The sequence below is a fragment of the Rossellomorea arthrocnemi genome (assembly GCF_904424705.1).
GTDB lineage: Bacteria > Bacillota > Bacilli > Bacillales > Bacillaceae_B > Rossellomorea > Rossellomorea arthrocnemi.
Genome location: NZ_CAJGBF010000009.1, coordinates 131,623 through 153,242, shown reverse-complemented (window position 1 = coordinate 153,242; position 21,620 = coordinate 131,623). Strand labels below are relative to the sequence as shown.

Genomic DNA, 21,620 nt, shown 5'->3' with positions numbered 1-21,620 from the left:
ATACAGGCAACCCTCATTTGATTATGATAGGCGGTTCAACTCATCTTGAAGAGTGTGCAGCTGTTTTTGTTCTTCAACATTTGAGTTAGCGTAAGCAGATGACAAAGCATTCTTCGCTTTCTCAATGGACATTTGAGCGTTTTCTCCCGAACTGCATGCCTGTTTGGCTGAAGATACAGCGCTCCGGGCTTGTTGAAATAATGGATTGCTCATTATTGCAGCCCCCCAGAACCTTCACCGTGTGAAGCTAGCTTTTTAGCTTCGGCTTCAGCATACGTCAGATGATACGGGATACGTTCGTCATGTTTTGATACAGCAATCTTACCTTGTTGTACAAATCGTTTTGATTTATTTCTACCCATCACTAACCACCCCTTTTACAAGTTGGAACGCAAGGTGCGCTCCTTACTAGTATGGCTCTCCAAGGAGGAACGTACAGTAAGAAGATTTACCCACCGCTGCCATCTGGGTTAAAGGTCAAAGCGCTTTTGCAGATAGCGGCCAATGCCATCCTCTTCATTCGAGAGTGTCACTTCATTCGCGACATCTTTCAGTGGATCAATGGCATTACCCATGGCAACACCAGTACCAGCGTAGTCGAGCATTTCCAAATCGTTGTCTTCATCACCGAATGCTATGATTCGTTCTTTGGGAATATTTAAAGAGGTAGCAACTCGTTCAATGCCCACAGCTTTATTCAATCCGGATTTAACGATTTCAATGATGTGCCAAGGCGCAGCCCACCTGCGATGATCAATTAATTCTGCATGGACATTATCTAAATGTGCACGAATTTCTGCCACATCTTCTTCCTCAGCATGAATGAGCATGGACGTAGGATGATCTGATAGTACTTTTCGGATATCACCTGTAGAGATGGCAGGATTCCCCATCATGAATACATCGATGATTTTTTCATCATGATAATGCAGATAGACATCATCCATTACTTCCGCGACGATGTTACGGAATGGAAAATCATCACAGGCATCAATGATTTGTTTTGCCACCTTTAAATCCATTGGCTCATGGAATATACCCCATGACGGATCGGTGGGATGATGCACGAATGCTCCATTGAAGTTGACGATGGGAGTCGTCAACTGTAATTGTTGATAATACAATTCACTTGCACGGAATGGCCTACCTGTTGCAATCATTACTTCATGGCCTTTATGACGCGCTTTTTTTAATATATCATGTGTTTTGGACGAGATTTTCTTCTCATCGGTTAATAATGTTCCATCGAGATCCAGAACGATCAGATGTTTTTCTTGTGAGTTCATGAATACAATTCCCCAATCTTATTGGTATAAGGCAATTCTAGTGTAGCGTTACACGTTGAAAGTTGTCCACCGCCTGCTCATACATTTTAATAAATGTTTACAAACGCTTCCGATTTAAATATTATACATACTACCAAATCTAGGATATCATAGTAAAGTGAAATGCAATCAGGGGGGAGAGAACCAACATGATTCTAGTTGATAAATCCAATATTCAATCGATCCCATTTCTTCACCTTGTGAGGGAAGAGAACATATATAAACCGTTACCTACATGTTTTTTTATTCACGGTTTCACTAGTGCGAAAGAGCATAATCTTCACTACGCCTATCTTCTTGCGGAAAAGGGATTCAGGGTGATTCTCCCGGATTGTTTAGAGCACGGAGAGCGATCAAGCGGAAAATCAGAGTATCAATTAGGAGAAATCTTTTGGAAGATTGTCTTAAATACCATTCATGAATTATTGATGTTGAAAGACCATTTTGAAGAAAAAGGGATGATCGCACCAAATGGAATAGGCGTTGCCGGTACCTCAATGGGGGGGATTGTAACACTCGGTGCCTTGACTCAATATGAATGGATCTCTTCGGCCGTTTCACTAATGGGGAATCCTACATATGTGAAATTTGCACAAGCCCAGCTGTCGCAAGTGGAATCGTTAGGATATGATCTACCATTCACCGAAGAGGAAATCGAAAGCATGATGAGTGAGCTTGCTCTTTACGATCTAAGTCTTCAACCCGAGAAGCTGGGTGGCCGCCCCCTCATGTTCTGGCACGGAAAGCGCGACAAGGTTGTTCCCTTCAATTTGACAAGAGAATTCTATGAAAGCATTTTGCCTTATTATAAGGAACGTGAAGACTATCTGCTCTTTATAGAAGATGATAAAGCTGATCACAAAGTAACGAGAGAAGGCGTATTGAGGCTTGTCGAATGGTTTGAGAAGCATTTAACAGTTTAACCTTTTGTTTTATACCTGGTTATTTGTTAAGATGAGTAATGAAAATGGGTAAGAGACAAGTATAAACTGTAAAGGAGTGGAGTGAGTAGAATGGATCAAGATCTTAAGGATAATATGATGGGTGCATTAGAGCAGGTTGTCGACCCTGAATTAGGAATAGACATTGTTAATTTAGGTTTAGTATATGATGTGGATCTGGATGAAGAAGGAAAAGCTACGGTCACCATGACCCTCACGTCAATGGGATGTCCCCTTGCCGGAACCATTGTCGATCAAGTGAAAACAGCCCTAAGGGATATCCCCGACGTCAAGGAAACAGAAGTAGACATCGTCTGGAATCCACCATGGAGCAAAGATAATATGTCCCGCTATGCCAAGATTGCATTAGGGATTCGATAAGATTTATTGGATGAAAAAATCCCCCTAAAAGCACAGTGTGCTTTTAGGGGGATTTTCTTTAAAGGGTAATCAATCAATTCGACAAATGGAAATGGGACAATTGTCACAGTTGATTTCATTTTTCAAATAATCCAGATCAAGGATCGTAATCGATCCTCTTTCCGACATAAGGACGTCCTCTTTCTTCAATTCACTTAGTAATCGGTTGACAACCTCCCTGGATGATCCACAGAAGTTGGCCAGTTCCTGATTCGTTAAGGGTAAATCGATCAGTACGCCATTTTTAACGGTTCTTCCGTAGCTATTGGCCATGCGGATCAGGGTAGAGTACAGGGCTCCTTTTTTTCCATGAAGGATGAGGTCGCGAAACTTTGTTTGGTTTTGTTGATTTTGAAGTTGAATCCATTTCAGCCATTTTATCGTCAGTTCACCGTTTTGGGAAAGCTTTTCTTCAAAAATTTCTTTCGGTAATACATACACCTTCGTATCCTCGAGTATTTTCGCACTGAGCATGTAGCACGCCTCACTGCTGAATAACGTCAATTCTCCAATGACGTCATGACTTGAACAGATGCGGAGGGATAATTCACGTCCGTCGGCAATGACTTTGCTAATTTGAATGCGACCGCTTTTAATTAAATATAACTCGTGAGCCGTTTTTCCTTCTTGAAATAAAAAATTTCCCTTTTTCACGGTTTTCATCGTTTTGTTCTCGATAAATAGTTGTTTAATCTCGGAAGGAATTTCAAAAATTTCACTCATGAGATCACATCGTTTCCATTAAATTGTCTTATTCTTAAGCTTAACAAAGGTACCAGACGGATAGAGGGAAATTAAGCGAAAATTAGAACGGCAGCTCCGACAACGAGACAGTAGATGGCAAAGTATTTTAAGTTTCCTTTAGCCATAATATTCATGAACCACTTCAATGAGAAGTAAGAAGCGATCAGTGATGCAATGAAAGCCACCACATATGGTAACGCCATAGAAGCAAGGTTCGGATCATTCATTAAGTCGCTTATTCCGAATACCATAACCCCTACGCTGACAGGGATATAAAGAAGGAATGAAAAGCGCAATGCTGTTTCTGCCTTCATACCGCTTGCCATTGCAGCGACGATCGTTGCGCCTGAACGGCTGATTCCAGGTATGAGGGCAACGGCCTGTGCAAGCCCTATGATGATGGCGTCCTTTACATTTAAGTCCCCATCATTTTTTCTCCCTCTCAGGTTCCGGATCAGCCAAAGGGCAATCCCTGTGATGATTAAAGTCATTCCTACAGTAGTGATACGAGTTAAATGCTTTTCAATTACATCTCCAAATAGTACACCAATCACCCCAGCAGGGATTGTAGCAATAAGCAAATATATAATAAAATGAAAATCACGTTTCGTATCCGGTGTTTTATGTTTGAAATAGCCCAATCCATTCACAATCAGACGTAGAATATCTTCACGGTAAATAACGAGAACTGCCAGTAAAGAAGCCGTATTGACCAGCATTTCAAATGTTAAAGTTGCATCATCGATTCCCAGGAAATGCCTGGCCATAAGTAAATGTCCACTGGATGAGATGGGGATTGGTTCCGTAAACCCTTGAAAAATCCCCAAAAATAAGTATTTCATAATCAGATAAAAATCCATTGTGTATCCTCCAAGCTTTTTTTCTCCACATTTTTTAATTTAACACCATAAAGGGAAACACTGTAAAGCCTTTTTCAGAATGTTAACCGAACGGTAACGTGTTTATCATATTTATCCTTCATCTGGCATGCATGAAAGAAGCAGCTTGTAGAAAAATAGGGAGGAAGCATCGCTTCGAAAAAGGAGGGGTAAGAATGGGACAGTCGCGACAATTCAGGGCCGGAGAAAAGGCACCGAACAATGGTGAGTATATAGAAATCGGTGAAACCGGGAGCATGGTAAAAAATCCGCAAAAACTGCGTTTAAAAGCTGGGGACAGGTTTCCTGAAAACTCCAATCACAATCGTCTTTGGTCGTATATGAGAAAACCTTAACCTGAAAGGAACAAGGATGCCCCCGTGAAAGATAAAGGCAATCCTTGTTCCTTTTTCTTTTCCTTTTACCAGACAAAGGGATATAATGTGAGTAAAGGTCAATAAAGGTCAAAATGAGGTGGACAACGTGAATCTGGAATATATGACTCACAGCATTCAGGAAGGGTTGATTTCTGCTGGTCAATTGGCCAAAGAAAGGCTACATACAGATGTCAGCATTCTTCATTTATGGAAAGCCCTTCTGGGTTCAGGAGAGAGTTTCCTTCGTACCATCTATGAACGGGCGGGAATAAACACTCAGGTTTTGATGCAAATGGTCGATGGGAAGATAAATGACATTCCTGCTGTTGAGGGGGAGGGTATTCAATATGGACAGTACCTTTCCAAAGACATTCATCAACTCTTCCGGGACAGTGAGAGTATGAAGAAAAAATGGGATGATGAATATATCTCCATTGAACATCTTGCCCTTTCCTTGTGGAAGCAGAAGAATCATCCGATAACGTTATACTTAATCGAAGAAAATGTGAAAGAAAAGGATTTTAAAGAAATCATTGAAGAGATTAGAGGAGGGAGCAGGGTGACAACACCAAACCCCGAAGTGAAATATGAAGCGCTAAAAAAATACGGAAGGGATCTTGTAGCTGATGTCAGATCGGGAAGAATCGATCCGGTCATCGGGAGAGATAGTGAAATTCGACACGTCATCCGCATCCTTTCCCGAAAGACAAAGAATAATCCTGTATTAATCGGAGAGCCGGGGGTAGGGAAGACCGCCATCGTGGAAGGGCTTGCCCAGAGAATTGTACGGAAGGATGTTCCAGAAGGCTTGAAGGATAAGACGATTTTTGAGTTGGATATGAGCTCTTTAGTGGCCGGTGCCAAATTCAGGGGGGAATTTGAAGAACGGTTGAAGGCTGTACTTCAAGAGGTGAAAAAGAGTGAAGGACGCATACTCCTTTTCATTGATGAACTCCATACGATCGTAGGAGCAGGGAAAACAGAGGGGGCTATGGATGCGGGGAATATCCTTAAGCCAATGCTTGCCAGAGGGGAGCTTCACTGTATAGGGGCCACGACCCTCAATGAATACCGAAAATATATTGAAAAAGATCCGGCCTTGGAGAGACGCTTTCAACAGGTGCTCGTCCAGGAACCAAATGTGGAAGATACCATTTCCATCTTGAGAGGGTTGAAGGAACGATTTGAAATCCATCACGGGGTCAATATCCATGATCGGGCCATCGTAGCTGCATCCAGGCTGTCAGATCGATATATATCAGACCGGTTCCTCCCGGACAAGGCAATCGATTTGATTGATGAAGCATGTGCCATGATCAGGACGGAAATCGACTCGATGCCGTCGGAGCTCGATGAAGTGACACGTAAAGTGATGCAGCTTGAAATAGAGGAAGCGGCATTGAATAAGGAAAAGGATGCTGCCAGTCATGAACGCCTCGATCGGATCCGTGAAGATTTAAGCAATCTGAAGGAACAATCGAAAAGCATGAAATTAAGGTGGCAGCAAGAAAAAGAAAGCATCGCAGTTGTACAGGAGAAACGGGAAGAATTGGAGAAGCTCAGGAGACAATTAGAAGAAGCCGAGAGCGAATATGATCTTAATAAGGCCGCTGAGCTAAGGCATGGACGGATTCCGGCAATGGAAAAAGAGCTTGCCTCGGTAGAACGGGAAATGATGAAGGAACAGGAAGGGCGCCTGCTCCGTGAAGAAGTGACTGAAGAAGAAGTAGCCAACATTGTGGGACGATGGACAGGGATTCCAGTCACAAAGCTTGTAGAAGGAGAACGGGAAAAGCTATTGAAGCTCGATCACATTCTTCATGAACGGGTGATAGGTCAGGATGAGGCTGTCCAATTGGTCAGTGATGCGGTCATTCGGGCGAGGGCAGGGATCAAGGATCCTAACAGACCGATTGGTTCCTTCATTTTCTTAGGGCCCACTGGGGTTGGGAAGACGGAACTTGCGAAAACACTCGCTCAAACACTTTTTGACAGTGAGGAGCAGATGATCCGTATCGATATGTCTGAATATATGGAGAAGCATGCGGTTTCAAGGTTGATCGGTGCACCGCCGGGCTATGTAGGGTATGAAGAAGGAGGTCAGCTGACGGAAGCCATCAGACGTAAGGCGTATTCCGTCATTTTACTGGATGAAATTGAAAAAGCGCATCCGGAAGTATTCAACATTCTTCTGCAAATGCTCGACGATGGCCGGATCACCGACTCTCAGGGGAGGACGATTGATTGTAAAAACACAGTGATCATCATGACCTCCAATATTGGTTCGGCTCATCTCCTGGAAAGGAACAAAGGGGAAGAAGAGATTGACGCAGAAACGAAGGAGCTCGTGATGGGACAGCTGCGCTCTTCCTTCCGCCCGGAGTTCCTTAACAGGGTAGATGACATTATCTTATTTAAACCATTGAGCTTACAAAATATAAAAGGGATCATTGAAAAGCTCATAGTAGATCTCAATCATCGGGTAGAAGATCAGCATATTACCCTTTCTCTTTCAGAAGAGGCGAAAGAATTCATCGCCCAATCTGCCTATGATCCTGTTTACGGAGCTCGACCTTTAAAAAGGTACCTCCAAAAGGAGATCGAGACGAGACTGGCACGGGAGCTTATTGCGGGGAACATACAACCGGATCAAAAGATCATCATTGATAAGGGAGAAAATGGCTTACTGTTTCATTAGATAAAAAAAGCAGCCGGATTGGCTGCTTTTTTTAGTGGTTTTCAACAGGCTCGTTTGGAATAACAAGCGTGATAAGGAATACCAATACCGTGAAACAAACGGAAAGGATTAATCCTGTTTGAAAATGGAATTCGTTCCCATTCATAGAGCTTACAACGTAAGTTAACATTTCGGACAGTGCAAATGCCCAGAAGAACATCCAAAAAAATCTCACGCCAAGTCACCTCGTTCCTATGTAATCAACTAACAATCGTATGTTGTAACCCATTTCAATCTTTTTCATTTTACCACAACTATTTGAATTAATAAATGACTAATCTGTGAAATGTAAACCCTGCCATCCGGTGGAGAAAAGTGGACAAAATTTTAAAAAAAAGGTGGCGTTGGGCTATCTCCCTTACCATTGTTATGTTCTTACATAAACTATAAAGACTTACTATGTAAAAGGAGAAATTTATATGTATCAGCGATTGTTTCAATTAGAGCAAGAGTGGTGCATGATTCATTATCCTGAACGCCCAAATGGATTTGCTGTCATGATAATAGGGGATTCCCACCATTACGTAGACAAGAAGAGCAGCTTTTGGGTTCAGCATGAGGCACGCTATAAGTGGATTCAAGAGCTGACATCCAAGGGGTATATTGTATATTATAGTAATCTTTATGGAGCGAATTGGGGTAGCGATCAAGCCGTGCATCTGGCAAGGCGGCTCTATCAGCATGTGAAACGGAACGAAATCATCAATGGAAAGATCCACGTATTAGCCGAAGGAATGGGAGCGTTAGTGTTGAAAAATCTTTATCCTAAATTGGAAGATGATATTAGAAGTGCCGTTATGCTCTCACCCTGTGTGTCATTATATGAGCATTTAGAACAAGAAAAGGAACAGAAATTCTTTTATAAAAAAGTGATAAGAGAACTTTCCCGGGTGCTCAAGGTGAAGGAGGAGGAATGTGAAGCGTATATCGCACAACAATCAGGGGACTACAAAGTATTCAAGAATATCTCCATTCCACTCTATATTGTTCAGTCAATGACTCTTAATCGTTATAAAAATCAATTCACTCTCATAAAAGATATATATACGGAACGTTTAGAAAAAGGAACGTCAACGGATCTATTCTTTGTACTTCCTGAGAAGCGGGGGTCTCTTGGAGGGAAGTTTGCCTCTTATTTTTCCTTACATGAGAAAGAGTTATAACAAACATATTGGAGTGATTGACTTGAATCATGCATTCGTATTTGCTGCTCAACAGTTTTTGGGGTTTGAGCTCTGTGATGCCCTTCTGGAGAAAGGATGGACCGTGACCGCTGTTGATGAGGACAAAGAGATGAAAGATAAATGGATGGAAATCGGAAGGAATGCAAACCTTGAGTACGTGACTTACACGGAATGGGATAAGAACGTACGATCAGAGGGCTATGTATTCCTTCCATACTATGACCAGGTAAGAGAAAATAAGGTCAATTACTTAACAGAAGCAGATGAACTTCTTTCAAAAAAGGACCAACCCTTCCAAATGATACGGATTTATTCAAATGTGAAAGGGAAGCGGGACATGAGTGGGGATGGAGCCGCTTTTTACCTACCGACGTTATATGGGGTTCATCAACCGGAGGAATTTCTGTTTGCAAAACTTTTAAAGGGAAGACAAGAGATTTCGGGTTATATAGATGATCCTTCAGGCGCAATTTATGTGAAGGATGCTGCCAGAATGATTGTCCAACTTTCATCCAAGAAAGAACGATTCACACTGAAACCATTATCAGCTCAAAGTTGGAATGAAGCTCTATCATATGTTACGAAGGAATCCTTTTCACCTGCTTCTTATGACTTCGAATCCCAAGGCAAAGAGATTATAGTCAGGCCTTCCAAGTCACACAAAAGCATTATTGATCAGCAGGATAGGGGAATAAGAGTGGATGAAAATCGGGAATGAGAAAACTTTTTCTTTCCATGTGGCGCCAGGTGAGGGTAAAATAAGGATGATGTAATTAGACTTTTTATAGATGATGCACGGGCTTTAAAGGAGTTGCTGCACATGAGTAAGAAATGTTACACGTTTTTCCTGGTTGTATTCCTGATTGGACTAAGTGGTTGTTCAGCAGGGAACAACCCGAACATTGAAAAGGTTGGTTTACTGGTACCTGAAGCGGTAAACGATGGAGTATGGGGAACTAAAGGATACAAAGGATTATTAAAAATACAATCCGACTATCATGCAGACGTGTTCTATAAAGAGGGAATGAAGACTGATACATCAATCAAGCAGACAGTGGATGAATATAACGATAACGACGTAACTTTAGTATTTGGTCATGGAAGTGAGTATGCGGAAGTGTTTAACACCTTGTCAGGAGATTATCCCGACATTCATTTTGTCAGCTTTAACGGTAATGCCACTGAGAAAAACACGACAAGCCTACAATTCAAGGGATATGCTATGGGCTTTTTTGGAGGCATGACAGCAGCCTTTCATTCTAAGACGAAAAAGATTGGCGTGATTGCTGCCTTTGATTGGCAGCCTGAGGTTCAAGGTTTTATAGATGGAGCGAAGTATCAAAACAGTCAGACAAAGATGATGGTTGAGTATACCCACCATTGGGACGATCAAGCTACTGCCCTCAAAGAGTTAGAACGATTAATAAATGAGGATGCCGATGTTGTGTATCCTGCAGGTGACGGCTATAATGTAGCTGTAATCGAAAAGCTGAAGGAAAAAGGGCTTTATGCAATAGGATATGTATCCGATCAATCAGATCTCGGCGAATCAACGGTCTTAACAAGTACCGTTCAGCATGCTGATAAGTTGTATGGGATAGTAGCCGAGAGATTCGCCCATGACGAATTAGAGTCTGGTAACCTGGAATTTGATTTTGAAGATGGCGTGATATCGATGGGGAAATTCAGTCCGGTCATTCCGAAAGATTTTCAATCTGAAATGAAGCAACATATTCAGGACTATATTGATACAGGCAAGTTGCCTAATGGAAAGGAATCGAAGCAATGAATCAAGACAAAACAATGGAATTTATGCAGATTGCCATGAAGTACTTCCCTCAAGCGAAGGAACAGCTGGATCAGGCGGGTGTTGAGTTTACTCCTGAAATGCTGCAGCCATTCATGACACTTTTCACCCAAGTTATGAGTGAAGCCTATGAATTAGGAAAACAGGAAGCCTTACATAAAGAGTAAGTAAACAAACGGGTCATCGAATGTTCGATGGCCCGTTTTTGGTTTATATTGAACGTTTATTTACTATTCCATTGTTTTAAATAGGGGCTGATTTTCTTATAAAGGGGTTTTAATTCATCAATGGAATTCATAATAGAATGGACCCCATCCAGTAAGGATCCCCCTTCAGTCGTCCTATTGTGTTCTTCCTGTGAAAGAGAATCCTCTGTGTTCCTTCTCAGTCCCCCATACATCATTTGTTCAAATGGATGTGGCTTCTTTTCTTCAGACACAATCTCACCTCCTCTTATTATTAATTAACCTATGTATCAGGGGGTTGTACGAGTATAGTCAAACGCGTAGAAGAATGGAAGAAGTAAAAAATAATTGCAGAAAGGAGAAATCTTCGATAAAATTAGTACCAAGTCATAATAATTGATAATAATCGAATGGTATATGAAAAAATTATAAACGAAAGTAGGGAACGCCAGTATGAATACAGGTATTATTGGAATTGGACGTTATCTTCCTGAAAAAATCTTGACAAACGCTGACCTGGAGAAAATGGTGGATACTTCTGATGAATGGATACGTACAAGAACAGGCATTGAAGAGAGAAGAATAGCAAATAATGAAACAAATACCTCCGATATGGCTTTCGAAGCTGCTAAGAAGGCAATCGCTGATGCGGAGATTACTCCTGAAGAAATCGATTTAATCATGGTTGCAACAGTGACCCCGGATCATCCGTTCCCTTCAGTTGCCTGTCTCCTTCAAGAAAGGTTAGGAGCAAAGAAGGCTGCAGCCATGGATATCAGTGCCGCATGTGCCGGTTTTATGTATGGTATGATTACGGCAAAGCAATTTATTGATAATGGTGCGTACAAGAATGTTCTTGTCATAGGTGTGGAGAAACTATCCAAGATTACAGACTGGGAAGATCGAAATACTGCCGTTTTATTTGGTGACGCTGCAGGTGCAGCGGTTCTCGGACCCGTTCCGGACGGTAAGGGGATTCTTGCCTTTGAATTAGGTGCGGATGGATCAGGAGCCAAGCACCTGTATCAAGATGAAAAATTGATCATGAATGGCCGGGAAGTGTTTAAGTTCGCGGTTCGCCAAATGGGTGAATCCAGTATAAATGTCATTGAGAAGGCTGGCTTAAATAAAGAAGATGTTGATTTCCTGATTCCTCATCAAGCCAATATCCGTATTATGGAGGCAGCAAGGCAGAGGTTGGAATTACCGGTGGAAAAAATGTCTAAAACCGTGAATAAGTATGGAAATACTTCAGCAGCATCAATCCCTGTTTCCCTTGTGGAGGATCTGGAAGCCGGAAGAGTGAAAGAAAACGATGTAATCGTCATGGTAGGATTCGGTGGTGGTCTGACATGGGGCGCCATCATCATGCGTTGGGGTAAATAGAAAATAAGAATCTTCATATACAACTTGCAGATAAAGGAGATGGATTGAATGAATAAGAAGCGTGTAGTGGTAACAGGATTAGGGAGCGTCACGCCATTAGGTAATGACGTTGAATCGACTTGGTCGAATATTTTAGCCGGGAAAACAGGGGTAGGGCCTTTAACTCGGTTAAATGCCGATGAGTATCCTGCGAAAGTAGCGGCAGAACTAAAAGACTTCAATATCGAAGATTTCGGAGTAGAAAGAAAAGAAGCGAGAAAGATGGACCGTTTCACTCATTATGCGATTGCGGCATCGTTAATGGCTGTTAAAGATTCGAAGTTGGATATTACTGAGGAAAACGCCCATCGTGTTGGTGTATGGATCGGTTCGGGAATTGGAGGGATGGAAACATTTGAACAGCAATATGAGACATTCCAAAAGCGGGGATATCGCCGGGTCAGCCCATTTTTCGTTCCAATGATCATTCCTGATATGGCAGCGGGGCAGGTGTCCATCATGCTGGGTGCGAAAGGATTCAACTCATGTACCGTAACGGCATGCGCAACAGGTACAAACTCAATCGGTGATGCGTTTAAGGTGATACAGCGTGGAGATGCTGATGTCATGGTTTCCGGTGGAGCAGAAGCACCGATCACGAAAATGTCTGTAGCGGGCTTCTGCGCCAATACTGCTCTTTCGACTAACGCAGATCCTGAAAAAGCATCGAGACCATTTGATGCCAACCGTGATGGATTTGTAATGGGTGAAGGCGCAGGGGTCGTCGTCCTGGAAGAACTTGAGCACGCAGTGAAACGAGGAGCACCAATATATGCTGAAATCATTGGATATGGCTGTACTGGTGATGCGTATCATATTACAGCTCCTGCACCAGCTGGAGAAGGTGGAGCGAGAGCAATGAAGATGGCACTTGACGACGGTGGGATCCTTCCAAATCAAATGGATTACATTAATGCTCATGGAACAAGCACTCCTTACAACGATAAATACGAAACGATGGCAGTGAAGGAAGTTTTCGGGGAACATGCCTATAAATTGGCCATGAGTTCAACGAAATCGATGACAGGTCACCTTCTTGGTGCAGCAGGCGGGGTAGAAGCGATTTTTACAGTCCTTGCAATGAAAGACAGTGTCCTGCCGCCAACAATTAATATTGAAACACCGGACCCTGATTGTGATCTTGACTATGTTGCAAATGAAGCACGAAAACAAGAAGTAAATGTCGCAATGAGTAACTCATTAGGATTCGGTGGTCACAATGCTACCATCGTTTTCAAGAAATACACTGATTAATGATACAAACGAGCCCGCCGATCCATTGGCGTGCTCGTTTTTTTTAAGTCATCTGACTGGCAAACCTAAACTGCTGGAGTTTTTTCGAGTTGTGAACCCTCTATTCGTAACATATACATAATAAAAAAGCCGGAAAAGAGGGATCATGGTGGCCGTTGCTCCTACTGATGAGTGGTTAGAGGATTTAATCAACAAGCCATTGGAGCTATTAAAAAAGACGATTAACGGTAAAGAAGACCAAAATTCGTTTTATCATTATCTAATGAAACATGGGATGTACCGATCATCACATCACGCAGGGGACATTTATGTAAAAATGAAAGAAAAGAATCTATGGGAACGATTTGCACTCTATGAAAATAAGTATAAGCGAAAGTGGAAGGGACCAAGCGTACCAATCTACTTATTCCCCGTACAAGAAAAAAGGGGAATGTTCCAGTCCTCAATGAAAAAATCAGGTGTATGCTTTAAAGATGAAATCTTCTTCTTCGTTACAGACCAGGAAGATCCAAAAGAATATGAAGCGTTGTTTGTACATGAGTATCATCACTGTGTCAGAATGAAGCGATTAAGCAAAAAAGACGATCAATATAATCTACTTGATTCCATCATTTTTGAAGGACTGGCCGAACATGCCGTTAAAGAATATTGTGGTGAAGAGTATGTGGCTACATGGACAAATGCGTATGAAGAAAAGGAACTGTCCGAATATTACCGAAAATGGATAGAGCCAAATTTGAATGTGAAACGAAACAGCCCCCTTCATGACCAGCTTCTTCTTGGACAGAAGTCTTATCCTAAAATGCTCGGCTACTCGTCGGGATATAGAATGGTGCAAAACTATTTAAATAAGCATGATACGTCAACCATTTCTCTAATAGGGAAACCATCAACAGTATTTTTACCATAGCAAATCAGGGGAACAGCCGGTCCCGGGGCAGTTTTCTCGAAAATGGGAGTCCATGTTCCGTCATATCTTTCCATTCCTTTCATAAACTATAGTGAGCAGGACGAGCTCCATTATCTTAATGTAGGGATAGAGGCGGAAGGTATGGTGGTACAATTGTTTGGGCTTTTTATAGGGTTTGGACTGGCCGTTTCTGGAGGAGTGAGCTTAATCATGTATCTAAATTTACTTACAACTGGTATGACGTTTACAGATTATATATTCTTCGTATCCACCAGGGTCGAATGTTATTTATTCCTTTTAGGGATCCTCATTATCACGCTCTCAATTTATATACCCCGCAGAAAAAACAGTGACTATCTATAAAACCCGGGAATGATAGGAATAAATTTACACCAATTAGCCTATACTGATTGACAAATAAGATTGAAGCAAAGCGAGGGGTCAATCATGTTATATCTTCATGATGTATGGGTAAATTGGTTCGAAGGCGAAGAAAATGGCTACAATGTTTGCCATTTTCATGAGTGGAGAAAAGAGGACGTTATTGAATTACTCGATCAGGTTCCTCTGATTAAAGTGGACACAGCACTGTTTCATTACATCGAGAATGATTTATCAGAGTTACCTCAACAACTGCTCAATAATGTCTATCAAAAAGCATACTTGCGAAAAAACCATGAAAGAATTCAATTGGACTATTGTTTCATCCTCACAGACGGGACGGGGATACTCGCAGTCGATACGATCGGGTACACCGTGCCAATCAGGAAAAGCAGGCTTATCCCAAGGCAGGAACAACTCGTATATGAAATGGTTGAAAGTCATGAAACGGTGCAATTCCCTGTTCAGCCAGATTCAAAGAGGGAGGAAGCTTATCACATTCTTTCACCAAGTCCATATATGATGAGTGGACTGACTAGAAAAGAAAGACAATTGAAGCAACTGTTATTCATGGCACTGGATCAACTTCACAGTTCAAACAACACAGCGGAAATTCGCTACTGGTACACTGAATGGGCACCACAACGCTATCGCACAATCCAGAATATGGACTTTGAAGACATATGGCAAATGCTGTATGAAGAAACCCAGTTCGGTTGGTCGGACAAGCATCTGACACTTTGTGAGAATCTGATAAAGGGACAACCATTCTTTGAAAAACTTTGGGAAGTGGAGAATCGTCCGAAAGTAAATTAATGATACTCAGTAAACCTTGAGTCCAAATAACGGGCTTAAGGTTTTTTATTTCAGGAAGGGGGACGAAAGGGATAGTTGATTCAAGTCTATGTTGCTCACTTATTCTTAGCAGCATACCGATTTACAGGTGTATGTGGGGGACTTAAGAGGGCATTATTCGATAATCAGGATTTAAAAAACGACCAGAAACTGCTGAATCAGTCTCTGGTCGATATCATTATTTTTTCTTTCTCTCTTTTCGTCCCAATCCCATGGCTTTTTCCATCTTCTTCAGCATTTTATTTGCTGCGAAGTTTGCCTTTTCTGCACCGCGGTCGAGAATATCATCCAATTCTTCGGAATCAATTAATTCGTAGTAGCGGTCCTGTACTGGTTTAATGGCGTTTATGACCACTTTGGCTAAGTCACTTTTAAAGTCTCCATAGCCCTTACCTTCATATTTTTGTTCAAGTTCCTCTATAGAAGTGCCATCAAGAATCGAAAAGATGGAGAGGAGGTTCGACACACCCGGTTTATTTTCTTTATCGTATTTTACGATTCCATCAGAATCGGTTACAGCACTTTTGATTTTCTTCTCGATTTGCTTTGGATCGTCGAGGAGTGTAATAAACGCCTTCTGATTCTCGTCAGACTTACTCATTTTCTTCAACGGATCTTGGAGTGACATGACACGGGCGCCCATTTTAGGAATGCGTACTTCGGGTACAGTAAAGATATTATTGTACTTATTGTTGAATCGCTCAGCAAGGTTTCTTGTTAATTCCAGATGCTGCTTCTGGTCCTCACCGACTGGAACGAGTTCCGTTCCGTATAGGAGAATATCAGCCGCCATTAACGGTGGATAAGTCAATAATCCTGCTGAGACGGCTTCTTTACCATGAGATTTATCTTTGAATTGCGTCATTCTTTCGAGTTCACCTATATAAGTGACACATTGTAAAATCCAACCTGCCTGTGCGTGTGCAGGGACTTCTGATTGAATGAATAAGGTTGATTTTTCTGGATCGATTCCGCAGGCAATATAAAGGGCAGCAAGACTGCGAATGTTTTTTCGCAATTCCATTTTATCCTGTGCCACTGTAATGGCGTGCTGATCAACCACACAGAAATAACAAGTATATTCTTCCTGAAGTTCTGTAAATTGCTTCATCGCCCCGATGTAATTGCCGAGAGTAATCGTTCCACTCGGCTGAATACCACTAAATATTGTCTTCATTTCAGTTCCTCCTAGTTTTACACAAAATAAAAACCCACCCGTCCTATGAAAAATAGGGACGAATGGGATCATTTCCGCGGTGCCACCCTAAGTACTCGTATGAGTCAGCTTAGTCCATGATCTGCATGGAACCTCTTTAACGTGAAGTTACCCCGTTATATGCTACTCCGTTTCACAAATAAAGCTCCGAAGTCCATTCCTTTTCAAATGAATGCTTGTTTGCACCATTCACAAGCTCTCTTGAAATCATATAGAAAAGTACTACTCTTCATCTACGCTTATACTTTCATTTATATGTAGGTATTATATAAAAAAAAACAATTGAATTCAAGTATACAAAAGATAGGACAGAAGGATGGAAAGAGCGAATGTGAGTCCTCCTATCAGCAAAAAGGACCGTGTAATAGAGTAGGAACGCTGAACCCCATATTCTTCATGAGCTTCTTTCATCTCGTCTATATCGTCGAATTGTGAAATATACTTTCCCTGTTTCGTGCTGTTGCGGAATCTCTTAAGTGCATACACGATGCCGTTGAAAAATCCCTTTTCGAAAATATAAAGGAGAGCACCGAGACTAATATATGCAATTCCGATTACAAACATGCTGTCTATAATAGAAAGAAGCAGATTTTTTTCCTGGAGTAAGGCCGTCACAACGGCAGTGACGAATAAAAGAGATGTAAATATATAGAACAGATTAATTCGTTTCATAATGCTCCTTAAAATGTTTTTATCAAAAGTATACATGAAGCATAAAGAAGAATTCAATCCTCGTTTATATATATTCAATTTATCAAGAGGTGTATGAGGAGTGACAACAGAAGTCCGCAACCGGCATACAAAAGAACAGCAACATATTTCCAACATTCATGCAGAGTGAAATAAGTATTAATTCTATTATTTATATTTAGTCCGACTATCTAATATTTATAATAGAAACGGTGGATCGCTGAAAGAAATATCATACAAACTGTAAAAGAACTTCAGGGCTTAATCATTTACAATTGTAACAATTGTAATGGGGCGAACTCTCTAAAATGTTTACCGAAAACGCTGGTATTAAAGGATTTAAACATCAATATACCTATTAATCTGATTATTTAGCAAAAAAACTGTTAAATTCATATTGCAATAATTTCTCTATCATGTATAATAAGTAACAAATCTTCTGAAAATTAGAAGATAAATAAATATGAGATTTACGAGGAGGTCAATTTCAAGATGAAGAAAAAGTTTTCATTCTTGCTGGTTCTTCTTCTGGCTCTCAGTACTTTCTTAGCTGCTTGTGGCGGCGACAAGAAGACTGAAAGCAATGAAGAGGGATCAGGTGCGGGCGGTTCTGACGAAAAGAAAGAGCAAGTACTTAACCTGCTGGAGTCATCTGAAATCCCATCAATGGATTCCACGCTGGCAACTGACGCTGTTTCATTCAACGTAATGAACAACGTACTAGAAGGTCTTTACCGTTTAGGTGAAAATGACGAGGCAGTTCTTGGTATGGCTGCTGAAGAACCACAAATCAGTGAAGACGGTAAAACATACACGTTCAAGATCCGTGATGCAAAATGGTCTAACGGAGATCCGGTTACGGCTAACGACTTCGTTTACGCTTGGCAAAAAGCTTTAAACCCTGATACTGGTGCAGAGTATGCGTACATCATGTACGATATCAAAAACGCTGCTAAAGTAAATAATGGCGACGTACCTGTTGAAGAATTAGGTGTTAAAGCAACTGATGAAAAAACGTTAGAAGTACAGCTTGAAACACCAGTACCATATTTCAAAGCTTTACTTTCTTTCGCAACATTCTATCCTCAAAACCAGAAATTCGTTGAAGCTCAAGGAGATAAGTTCGGTCTTGAAGCTGATACAGTAGTATATAATGGTCCTTTCACACTTTCTGAGTGGAAGCATGAACAAAGCTTCAAATTAACTAAAAATGACGGTTACTGGGATGCAGAAAATGTGAAGTTGAAAGAAGTTAACTTCAACATCGTTAAAGATACTGCTACTGGTGTAAACCTTTATGAAACAAACAAAGCGGATATCGCTGGTCTATCAGCTGAATTCGTTGATAAGTACAAATCTGATGAAAACTTCAAAACAAGAGCAGCAACGTCTGTATACTTCTTACGTTTAAACCAGGGTAATGAAGTATTGAAAAATGTTAACGCTCGTAAAGCAATCGATTCTGCTTATGACAAACAGGGTATGGTTGACGTTCTTCTTAATAACGGATCAATTCCTGCGAACTACTTAGTACCAAAAGATTTCGTATCTGGTCCTGATGGAACTGAATACCGTGAAGCGGTAGGCGATTTTGGTGGATTTGACGTTGAAAAAGCGTCAGAATACTGGGCTAAAGCAAAAGAAGAGTTGGGTAAAGATTCTATTGAATTAGAACTATTAAACTACGACTCTGACAGTTCTAAGAAAATCGGTGAATTCTTAAAAGAACAACTTGAGCAAAACCTTGAAGGATTAACTGTTAAAATCAAGGCTCAACCATTCAAGCAAAAGCTTGAGTTAGAAACTAAAGGTCAATATGACTTCTCATTCGCTGGATGGGGTCCTGACTATCCAGATCCAATGACATTCGTTGACATGTTCGTGACTGACGGTGCTCATAACCAAATGGGTTACTCTAATCCTGAATATGATAAGAAAATTGAACAAGCTAAAGGTGAACTTCTTGACGATTTAGATGCACGTTGGCAGGCAATGGTTGACGCAGAAAAGATCCTATTTGATGATCAAGCGATCAGCCCAATGTACCAAAAAGGCGTTTCTTATCTAGAACGTCCGTATGTTAAGAATGTTCTACGTCATTCATTTGGTGCAGACTATTCATACAAATGGGCTTCAATTGAGTAATTGTTAACTCAGTAGACACACCTTTAAAGGGAGAGCGTATGCATGAGCATATGCTCTCCTTTTCCAGTGATTGTCGATAATTATCTAAAAAATAAAAATACATTGAAAATTTGTCGAAAAAGGCTATAATAAAAAATGTAGAAAAAATAAGATAAAAAAAGGGGGGCTAAAGAATGGTCAGATATACTATTCAACGTATCGTCTATATGATCATCACTTTGCTTATCATTGCAACCGCCACTTTCTTTCTGATGAAGCTCCTGCCTGGATCTCCACTGCAAAACACAGAAAGGCTGTCTCCGGAACAACAACAAATCATCCTGGATAAATACGGTCTAAACGACCCGCTGCCTGAACAATATGTTAACTATATGGTCGGGTTGGCAAAAGGGGATTTAGGGTTGTCCTTCCAATATGATAATCGCCCAGTTACACAAATTCTTGGCAGTCGTATTGGTCCTTCCTCACTTTTAGGATTTCAAGCCATGGTATTAGGAACGTTTTTAGGACTTTTGGTTGGAATTATTGCTGCAATTAAACACAATACATGGTTAGACTATGGATCTACCTTTATGGCTGTGTTGGGGATATCGATTCCTTCCTTTGTGTTCGCAGCACTATTACAGTATTATGTTGGGGTCAAGCTAGAATGGCTGCCTGTTGCTCTTTGGGGCGAATATAAACATACCATACTTCCGACACTTGCACTGACGGTGGGTGTTGTAGCCACCATTGCTCGATTTATGCGTACAGAAATGCTGGAAATATTAAACTCTGATTATATCTTACTGGCAACTGCAAAAGGTATCTCAAAAACAGGAACAATTGTAAAGCATGCTGTAAGAAACGCGATGATTCCGATTGTTACGATTCTTGGGCCTATGACTGTAGCAGTTATGACAGGGTCATTAGTAGTTGAAAGAATATTTGCTGTTCCTGGCTTAGGGGAACAATTCGTATTATCAATTAACACGAATGATTACACAGTTATTATGGGGATTACCCTATTCTTCAGTGCTTTATTCATCGGTGTTATTTTCTTAGTAGATATTTTATATGGAATCATTGATCCACGTATTCGCTTAGCTGGAGGGAAGAAATGATGGAAGTAAACAAAAAGAAATTAGAGCAACTTAGTCCGGACCTCTTCCAACCTCAACAGGCTAGTGAAGACGAGGCAGAAAAAATTTCACGTCCAAGTTTGAATTTCTGGCAGGACTCATGGATTCGTTTGCGCAAGAATAAGGGTGCACTTGTAGGGATGGTTATCACTGCAATAATTATTTTCTTCGCTATTTTTGGTCCTGGAATGAACGACTTTAAATTCAGCGATCAAAATATTCGCCATGCAAAACTACCTCCAAAAATTGAAGCGCTTTCAGGCGTTAGTTGGCTCCCTTTTGATGGTAAAGACGCAGATGGCTTTGATGTTTATGAAGCTAGACAAGTGAAAGAAAATTATTGGTTTGGTACCGATGATTTAGGTAGGGACTTATGGACACGTACTTGGAGTGGTACCCGTATATCACTATATATTGGTATCCTAGCAGCGATCATTGATTTTATGATTGGTATTTCTTATGGTGGGATTTCTGCATATTATGGAGGAAAAGTCGATGATATCATGCAACGTATCATTGAGATTTTAGTGGGTATACCAAACTTAATTGTTGTAATCCTCTTTATATTAATATTCGAACCTGGGATATTTTCAATAACGATGGCGATGGTAATAACCGGATGGACAGGAATGGCGCGTATCGTTCGCGGACAGGTATTGCAATTAAAGAATCAAGAGTTTGTCTTAGCATCCAGAACCCTTGGTGCAACAAGCAACAGATTAATCTTTAAACACCTATTGCCGAACGTAATGGGACCTGTGATCATCACTACAATGTTTACTGTTCCTTCAGCCATTTATACTGAAGCATTCCTAAGTTTTATCGGGTTAGGGATTGCTCCTCCAAAAGCGTCTCTAGGATCATTGGTGAATGATGGATATAAATCTATTCAGTCATTCCCACATATGATGTTGGTACCGTCAGCTGTCATTTCATTAGTTATCTTAAGTTTTAACCTAATGGCAGACGGTTTGCGTGACGCGCTAGATCCGAAAATGCGAAAGTAATCGAAGGGAGATATTATT

Annotated in this window: 24 protein-coding genes and 1 other annotated feature; of the genes, 15 read left to right on the top strand and 9 right to left on the bottom strand. The window is 41.0% G+C overall.

All coding sequences use genetic code 11. The features are described 5' to 3' along the window. Positions 1-21: 21 nt before the first annotated feature. The 3 genes from BAA9072_RS13950 to BAA9072_RS13940 form a co-directional block, all read right to left on the bottom strand. On the bottom strand, positions 22-213 hold the full coding sequence (locus tag BAA9072_RS13950; RefSeq protein WP_201715294.1) for a DUF3813 domain-containing protein: 192 nt from the start codon (positions 211-213) through the stop codon (positions 22-24). Further along, positions 213-362: a hypothetical protein gene (locus BAA9072_RS13945; RefSeq protein WP_201715293.1), complete on the bottom strand. Its 150-nt coding sequence runs from the start codon at positions 360-362 to the stop codon at positions 213-215. The genes BAA9072_RS13950 and BAA9072_RS13945 overlap by 1 nt, the downstream gene beginning before the upstream one ends. Before the next feature lie 108 nt (positions 363-470). Continuing rightward, entirely contained in the window at positions 471-1,286 is an 816-nt protein-coding gene (locus tag BAA9072_RS13940; protein WP_201715292.1) for a Cof-type HAD-IIB family hydrolase, read from the bottom strand. A 188-nt stretch (positions 1,287-1,474) separates the two neighbouring features. On the opposite strand from BAA9072_RS13940, the gene BAA9072_RS13935 reads away from it, so the two are divergent. Together BAA9072_RS13935 and BAA9072_RS13930 are read left to right on the top strand one after the other, a co-directional pair. Continuing rightward, a complete protein-coding gene (locus tag BAA9072_RS13935; RefSeq protein WP_201715291.1) occupies positions 1,475-2,248 on the top strand; it encodes a prolyl oligopeptidase family serine peptidase in 774 nt (257 codons plus the stop codon). 90 nt (positions 2,249-2,338) lie between these two features. Beyond that, the gene (locus BAA9072_RS13930; RefSeq protein ID WP_201715290.1) at positions 2,339-2,647 is read left to right on the top strand and encodes a metal-sulfur cluster assembly factor; all 309 of its coding nucleotides are present in this window, start codon (positions 2,339-2,341) and stop codon (positions 2,645-2,647) included. A 69-nt stretch (positions 2,648-2,716) separates the two neighbouring features. Here the strand turns inward: BAA9072_RS13930 and BAA9072_RS13925 are convergent, their stop codons facing one another. Beyond that, complete coding sequence (locus BAA9072_RS13925) at positions 2,717-3,409, bottom strand: Crp/Fnr family transcriptional regulator (protein WP_201715289.1); 693 nt, start codon at positions 3,407-3,409, stop codon at positions 2,717-2,719. Between the two features lie 71 nt (positions 3,410-3,480). Further along, complete coding sequence (locus tag BAA9072_RS13920) at positions 3,481-4,290, bottom strand: undecaprenyl-diphosphate phosphatase (RefSeq protein WP_201715288.1); 810 nt, start codon at positions 4,288-4,290, stop codon at positions 3,481-3,483. Between the two features lie 194 nt (positions 4,291-4,484). Here BAA9072_RS13920 and BAA9072_RS13915 point away from each other — a divergent pair, with 194 nt between their 5' ends. Together BAA9072_RS13915 and clpB are read left to right on the top strand one after the other, a co-directional pair. Beyond that, on the top strand, positions 4,485-4,664 hold the full coding sequence (locus BAA9072_RS13915) for a YjzC family protein (RefSeq protein ID WP_034763424.1): 180 nt from the start codon (positions 4,485-4,487) through the stop codon (positions 4,662-4,664). A 127-nt stretch (positions 4,665-4,791) separates the two neighbouring features. Then, positions 4,792-7,383: an ATP-dependent chaperone ClpB gene (gene clpB, locus BAA9072_RS13910; protein WP_230980869.1), complete on the top strand. Its 2,592-nt coding sequence runs from the start codon at positions 4,792-4,794 to the stop codon at positions 7,381-7,383. A gap of 31 nt (positions 7,384-7,414) precedes the next feature. On the opposite strand, the gene BAA9072_RS13905 is transcribed toward clpB, so the two are convergent. Next, complete coding sequence (locus BAA9072_RS13905) at positions 7,415-7,582, bottom strand: YjzD family protein (RefSeq protein ID WP_309137639.1); 168 nt, start codon at positions 7,580-7,582, stop codon at positions 7,415-7,417. Between the two features lie 259 nt (positions 7,583-7,841). Between BAA9072_RS13905 and BAA9072_RS13900 the strand changes: the two genes are divergently transcribed. The 4 genes from BAA9072_RS13900 to BAA9072_RS13885 all read left to right on the top strand — a co-directional run bounded on the left by BAA9072_RS13900 (position 7,842) and on the right by BAA9072_RS13885 (position 10,580). Continuing rightward, a complete protein-coding gene (locus BAA9072_RS13900) occupies positions 7,842-8,585 on the top strand; it encodes a hydrolase (RefSeq protein ID WP_201715287.1) in 744 nt (247 codons plus the stop codon). 22 nt (positions 8,586-8,607) lie between these two features. After that, complete coding sequence (locus BAA9072_RS13895; RefSeq protein ID WP_201715286.1) at positions 8,608-9,324, top strand: Rossmann-fold NAD(P)-binding domain-containing protein; 717 nt, start codon at positions 8,608-8,610, stop codon at positions 9,322-9,324. A gap of 102 nt (positions 9,325-9,426) precedes the next feature. After that, complete coding sequence (locus BAA9072_RS13890; RefSeq protein WP_201715285.1) at positions 9,427-10,395, top strand: BMP family ABC transporter substrate-binding protein; 969 nt, start codon at positions 9,427-9,429, stop codon at positions 10,393-10,395. Further along, entirely contained in the window at positions 10,392-10,580 is a 189-nt protein-coding gene (locus BAA9072_RS13885; protein ID WP_201715284.1) for a ComZ family protein, read from the top strand. Before BAA9072_RS13890 ends, BAA9072_RS13885 begins: the two co-directional genes overlap by 4 nt. Before the next feature lie 56 nt (positions 10,581-10,636). Here the strand turns inward: BAA9072_RS13885 and BAA9072_RS13880 are convergent, their stop codons facing one another. After that, positions 10,637-10,852 carry a hypothetical protein gene (locus BAA9072_RS13880; protein WP_201715283.1) on the bottom strand — a complete coding sequence of 72 codons (216 nt, stop codon included), beginning with the start codon at positions 10,850-10,852 and terminating at the stop codon, positions 10,637-10,639. A gap of 199 nt (positions 10,853-11,051) precedes the next feature. On the opposite strand from BAA9072_RS13880, the gene BAA9072_RS13875 reads away from it, so the two are divergent. From BAA9072_RS13875 to BAA9072_RS13860, 4 genes are all read left to right on the top strand, one after another. Next, the gene (locus BAA9072_RS13875) at positions 11,052-11,984 is read left to right on the top strand and encodes a beta-ketoacyl-ACP synthase III (RefSeq protein WP_201715282.1); all 933 of its coding nucleotides are present in this window, start codon (positions 11,052-11,054) and stop codon (positions 11,982-11,984) included. 48 nt (positions 11,985-12,032) lie between these two features. Then, complete coding sequence (fabF, locus tag BAA9072_RS13870; RefSeq protein ID WP_201715281.1) at positions 12,033-13,277, top strand: beta-ketoacyl-ACP synthase II; 1,245 nt, start codon at positions 12,033-12,035, stop codon at positions 13,275-13,277. Positions 13,278-13,422: 145 nt separating this feature from the next. Then, positions 13,423-14,187 (top strand): DUF2268 domain-containing protein, encoded by a 765-nt coding sequence (locus tag BAA9072_RS13865; RefSeq protein WP_201715280.1) that lies wholly within the window; start codon positions 13,423-13,425, stop codon positions 14,185-14,187. Positions 14,188-14,634: 447 nt separating this feature from the next. Then, positions 14,635-15,384 carry a YjbA family protein gene (locus BAA9072_RS13860; RefSeq protein ID WP_201715279.1) on the top strand — a complete coding sequence of 250 codons (750 nt, stop codon included), beginning with the start codon at positions 14,635-14,637 and terminating at the stop codon, positions 15,382-15,384. A gap of 217 nt (positions 15,385-15,601) precedes the next feature. Here BAA9072_RS13860 and trpS read toward each other — a convergent pair whose 3' ends face one another. Both trpS and BAA9072_RS13850 read right to left on the bottom strand, forming a co-directional pair. Further along, entirely contained in the window at positions 15,602-16,600 is a 999-nt protein-coding gene (gene trpS, locus BAA9072_RS13855; protein ID WP_201715278.1) for a tryptophan--tRNA ligase, read from the bottom strand. Between the two features lie 51 nt (positions 16,601-16,651). Further along, positions 16,652-16,884: a binding site (T-box leader), on the bottom strand. Positions 16,885-16,927: 43 nt separating this feature from the next. Next, positions 16,928-17,311: a DUF3899 domain-containing protein gene (locus tag BAA9072_RS13850; protein WP_201715277.1), complete on the bottom strand. Its 384-nt coding sequence runs from the start codon at positions 17,309-17,311 to the stop codon at positions 16,928-16,930. A gap of 510 nt (positions 17,312-17,821) precedes the next feature. Between BAA9072_RS13850 and BAA9072_RS13845 the strand changes: the two genes are divergently transcribed. The 3 genes from BAA9072_RS13845 to opp3C all read left to right on the top strand — a co-directional run bounded on the left by BAA9072_RS13845 (position 17,822) and on the right by opp3C (position 21,602). Next, positions 17,822-19,474 (top strand): peptide ABC transporter substrate-binding protein, encoded by a 1,653-nt coding sequence (locus tag BAA9072_RS13845; protein WP_201715276.1) that lies wholly within the window; start codon positions 17,822-17,824, stop codon positions 19,472-19,474. A 173-nt stretch (positions 19,475-19,647) separates the two neighbouring features. Beyond that, positions 19,648-20,577 (top strand): oligopeptide ABC transporter permease, encoded by a 930-nt coding sequence (opp3b, locus tag BAA9072_RS13840; protein WP_201715275.1) that lies wholly within the window; start codon positions 19,648-19,650, stop codon positions 20,575-20,577. Beyond that, entirely contained in the window at positions 20,577-21,602 is a 1,026-nt protein-coding gene (gene opp3C / locus BAA9072_RS13835) for an oligopeptide ABC transporter permease (protein ID WP_201715317.1), read from the top strand. Before opp3b ends, opp3C begins: the two co-directional genes overlap by 1 nt. The last annotated feature ends 18 nt before the right edge of the window (positions 21,603-21,620 follow it).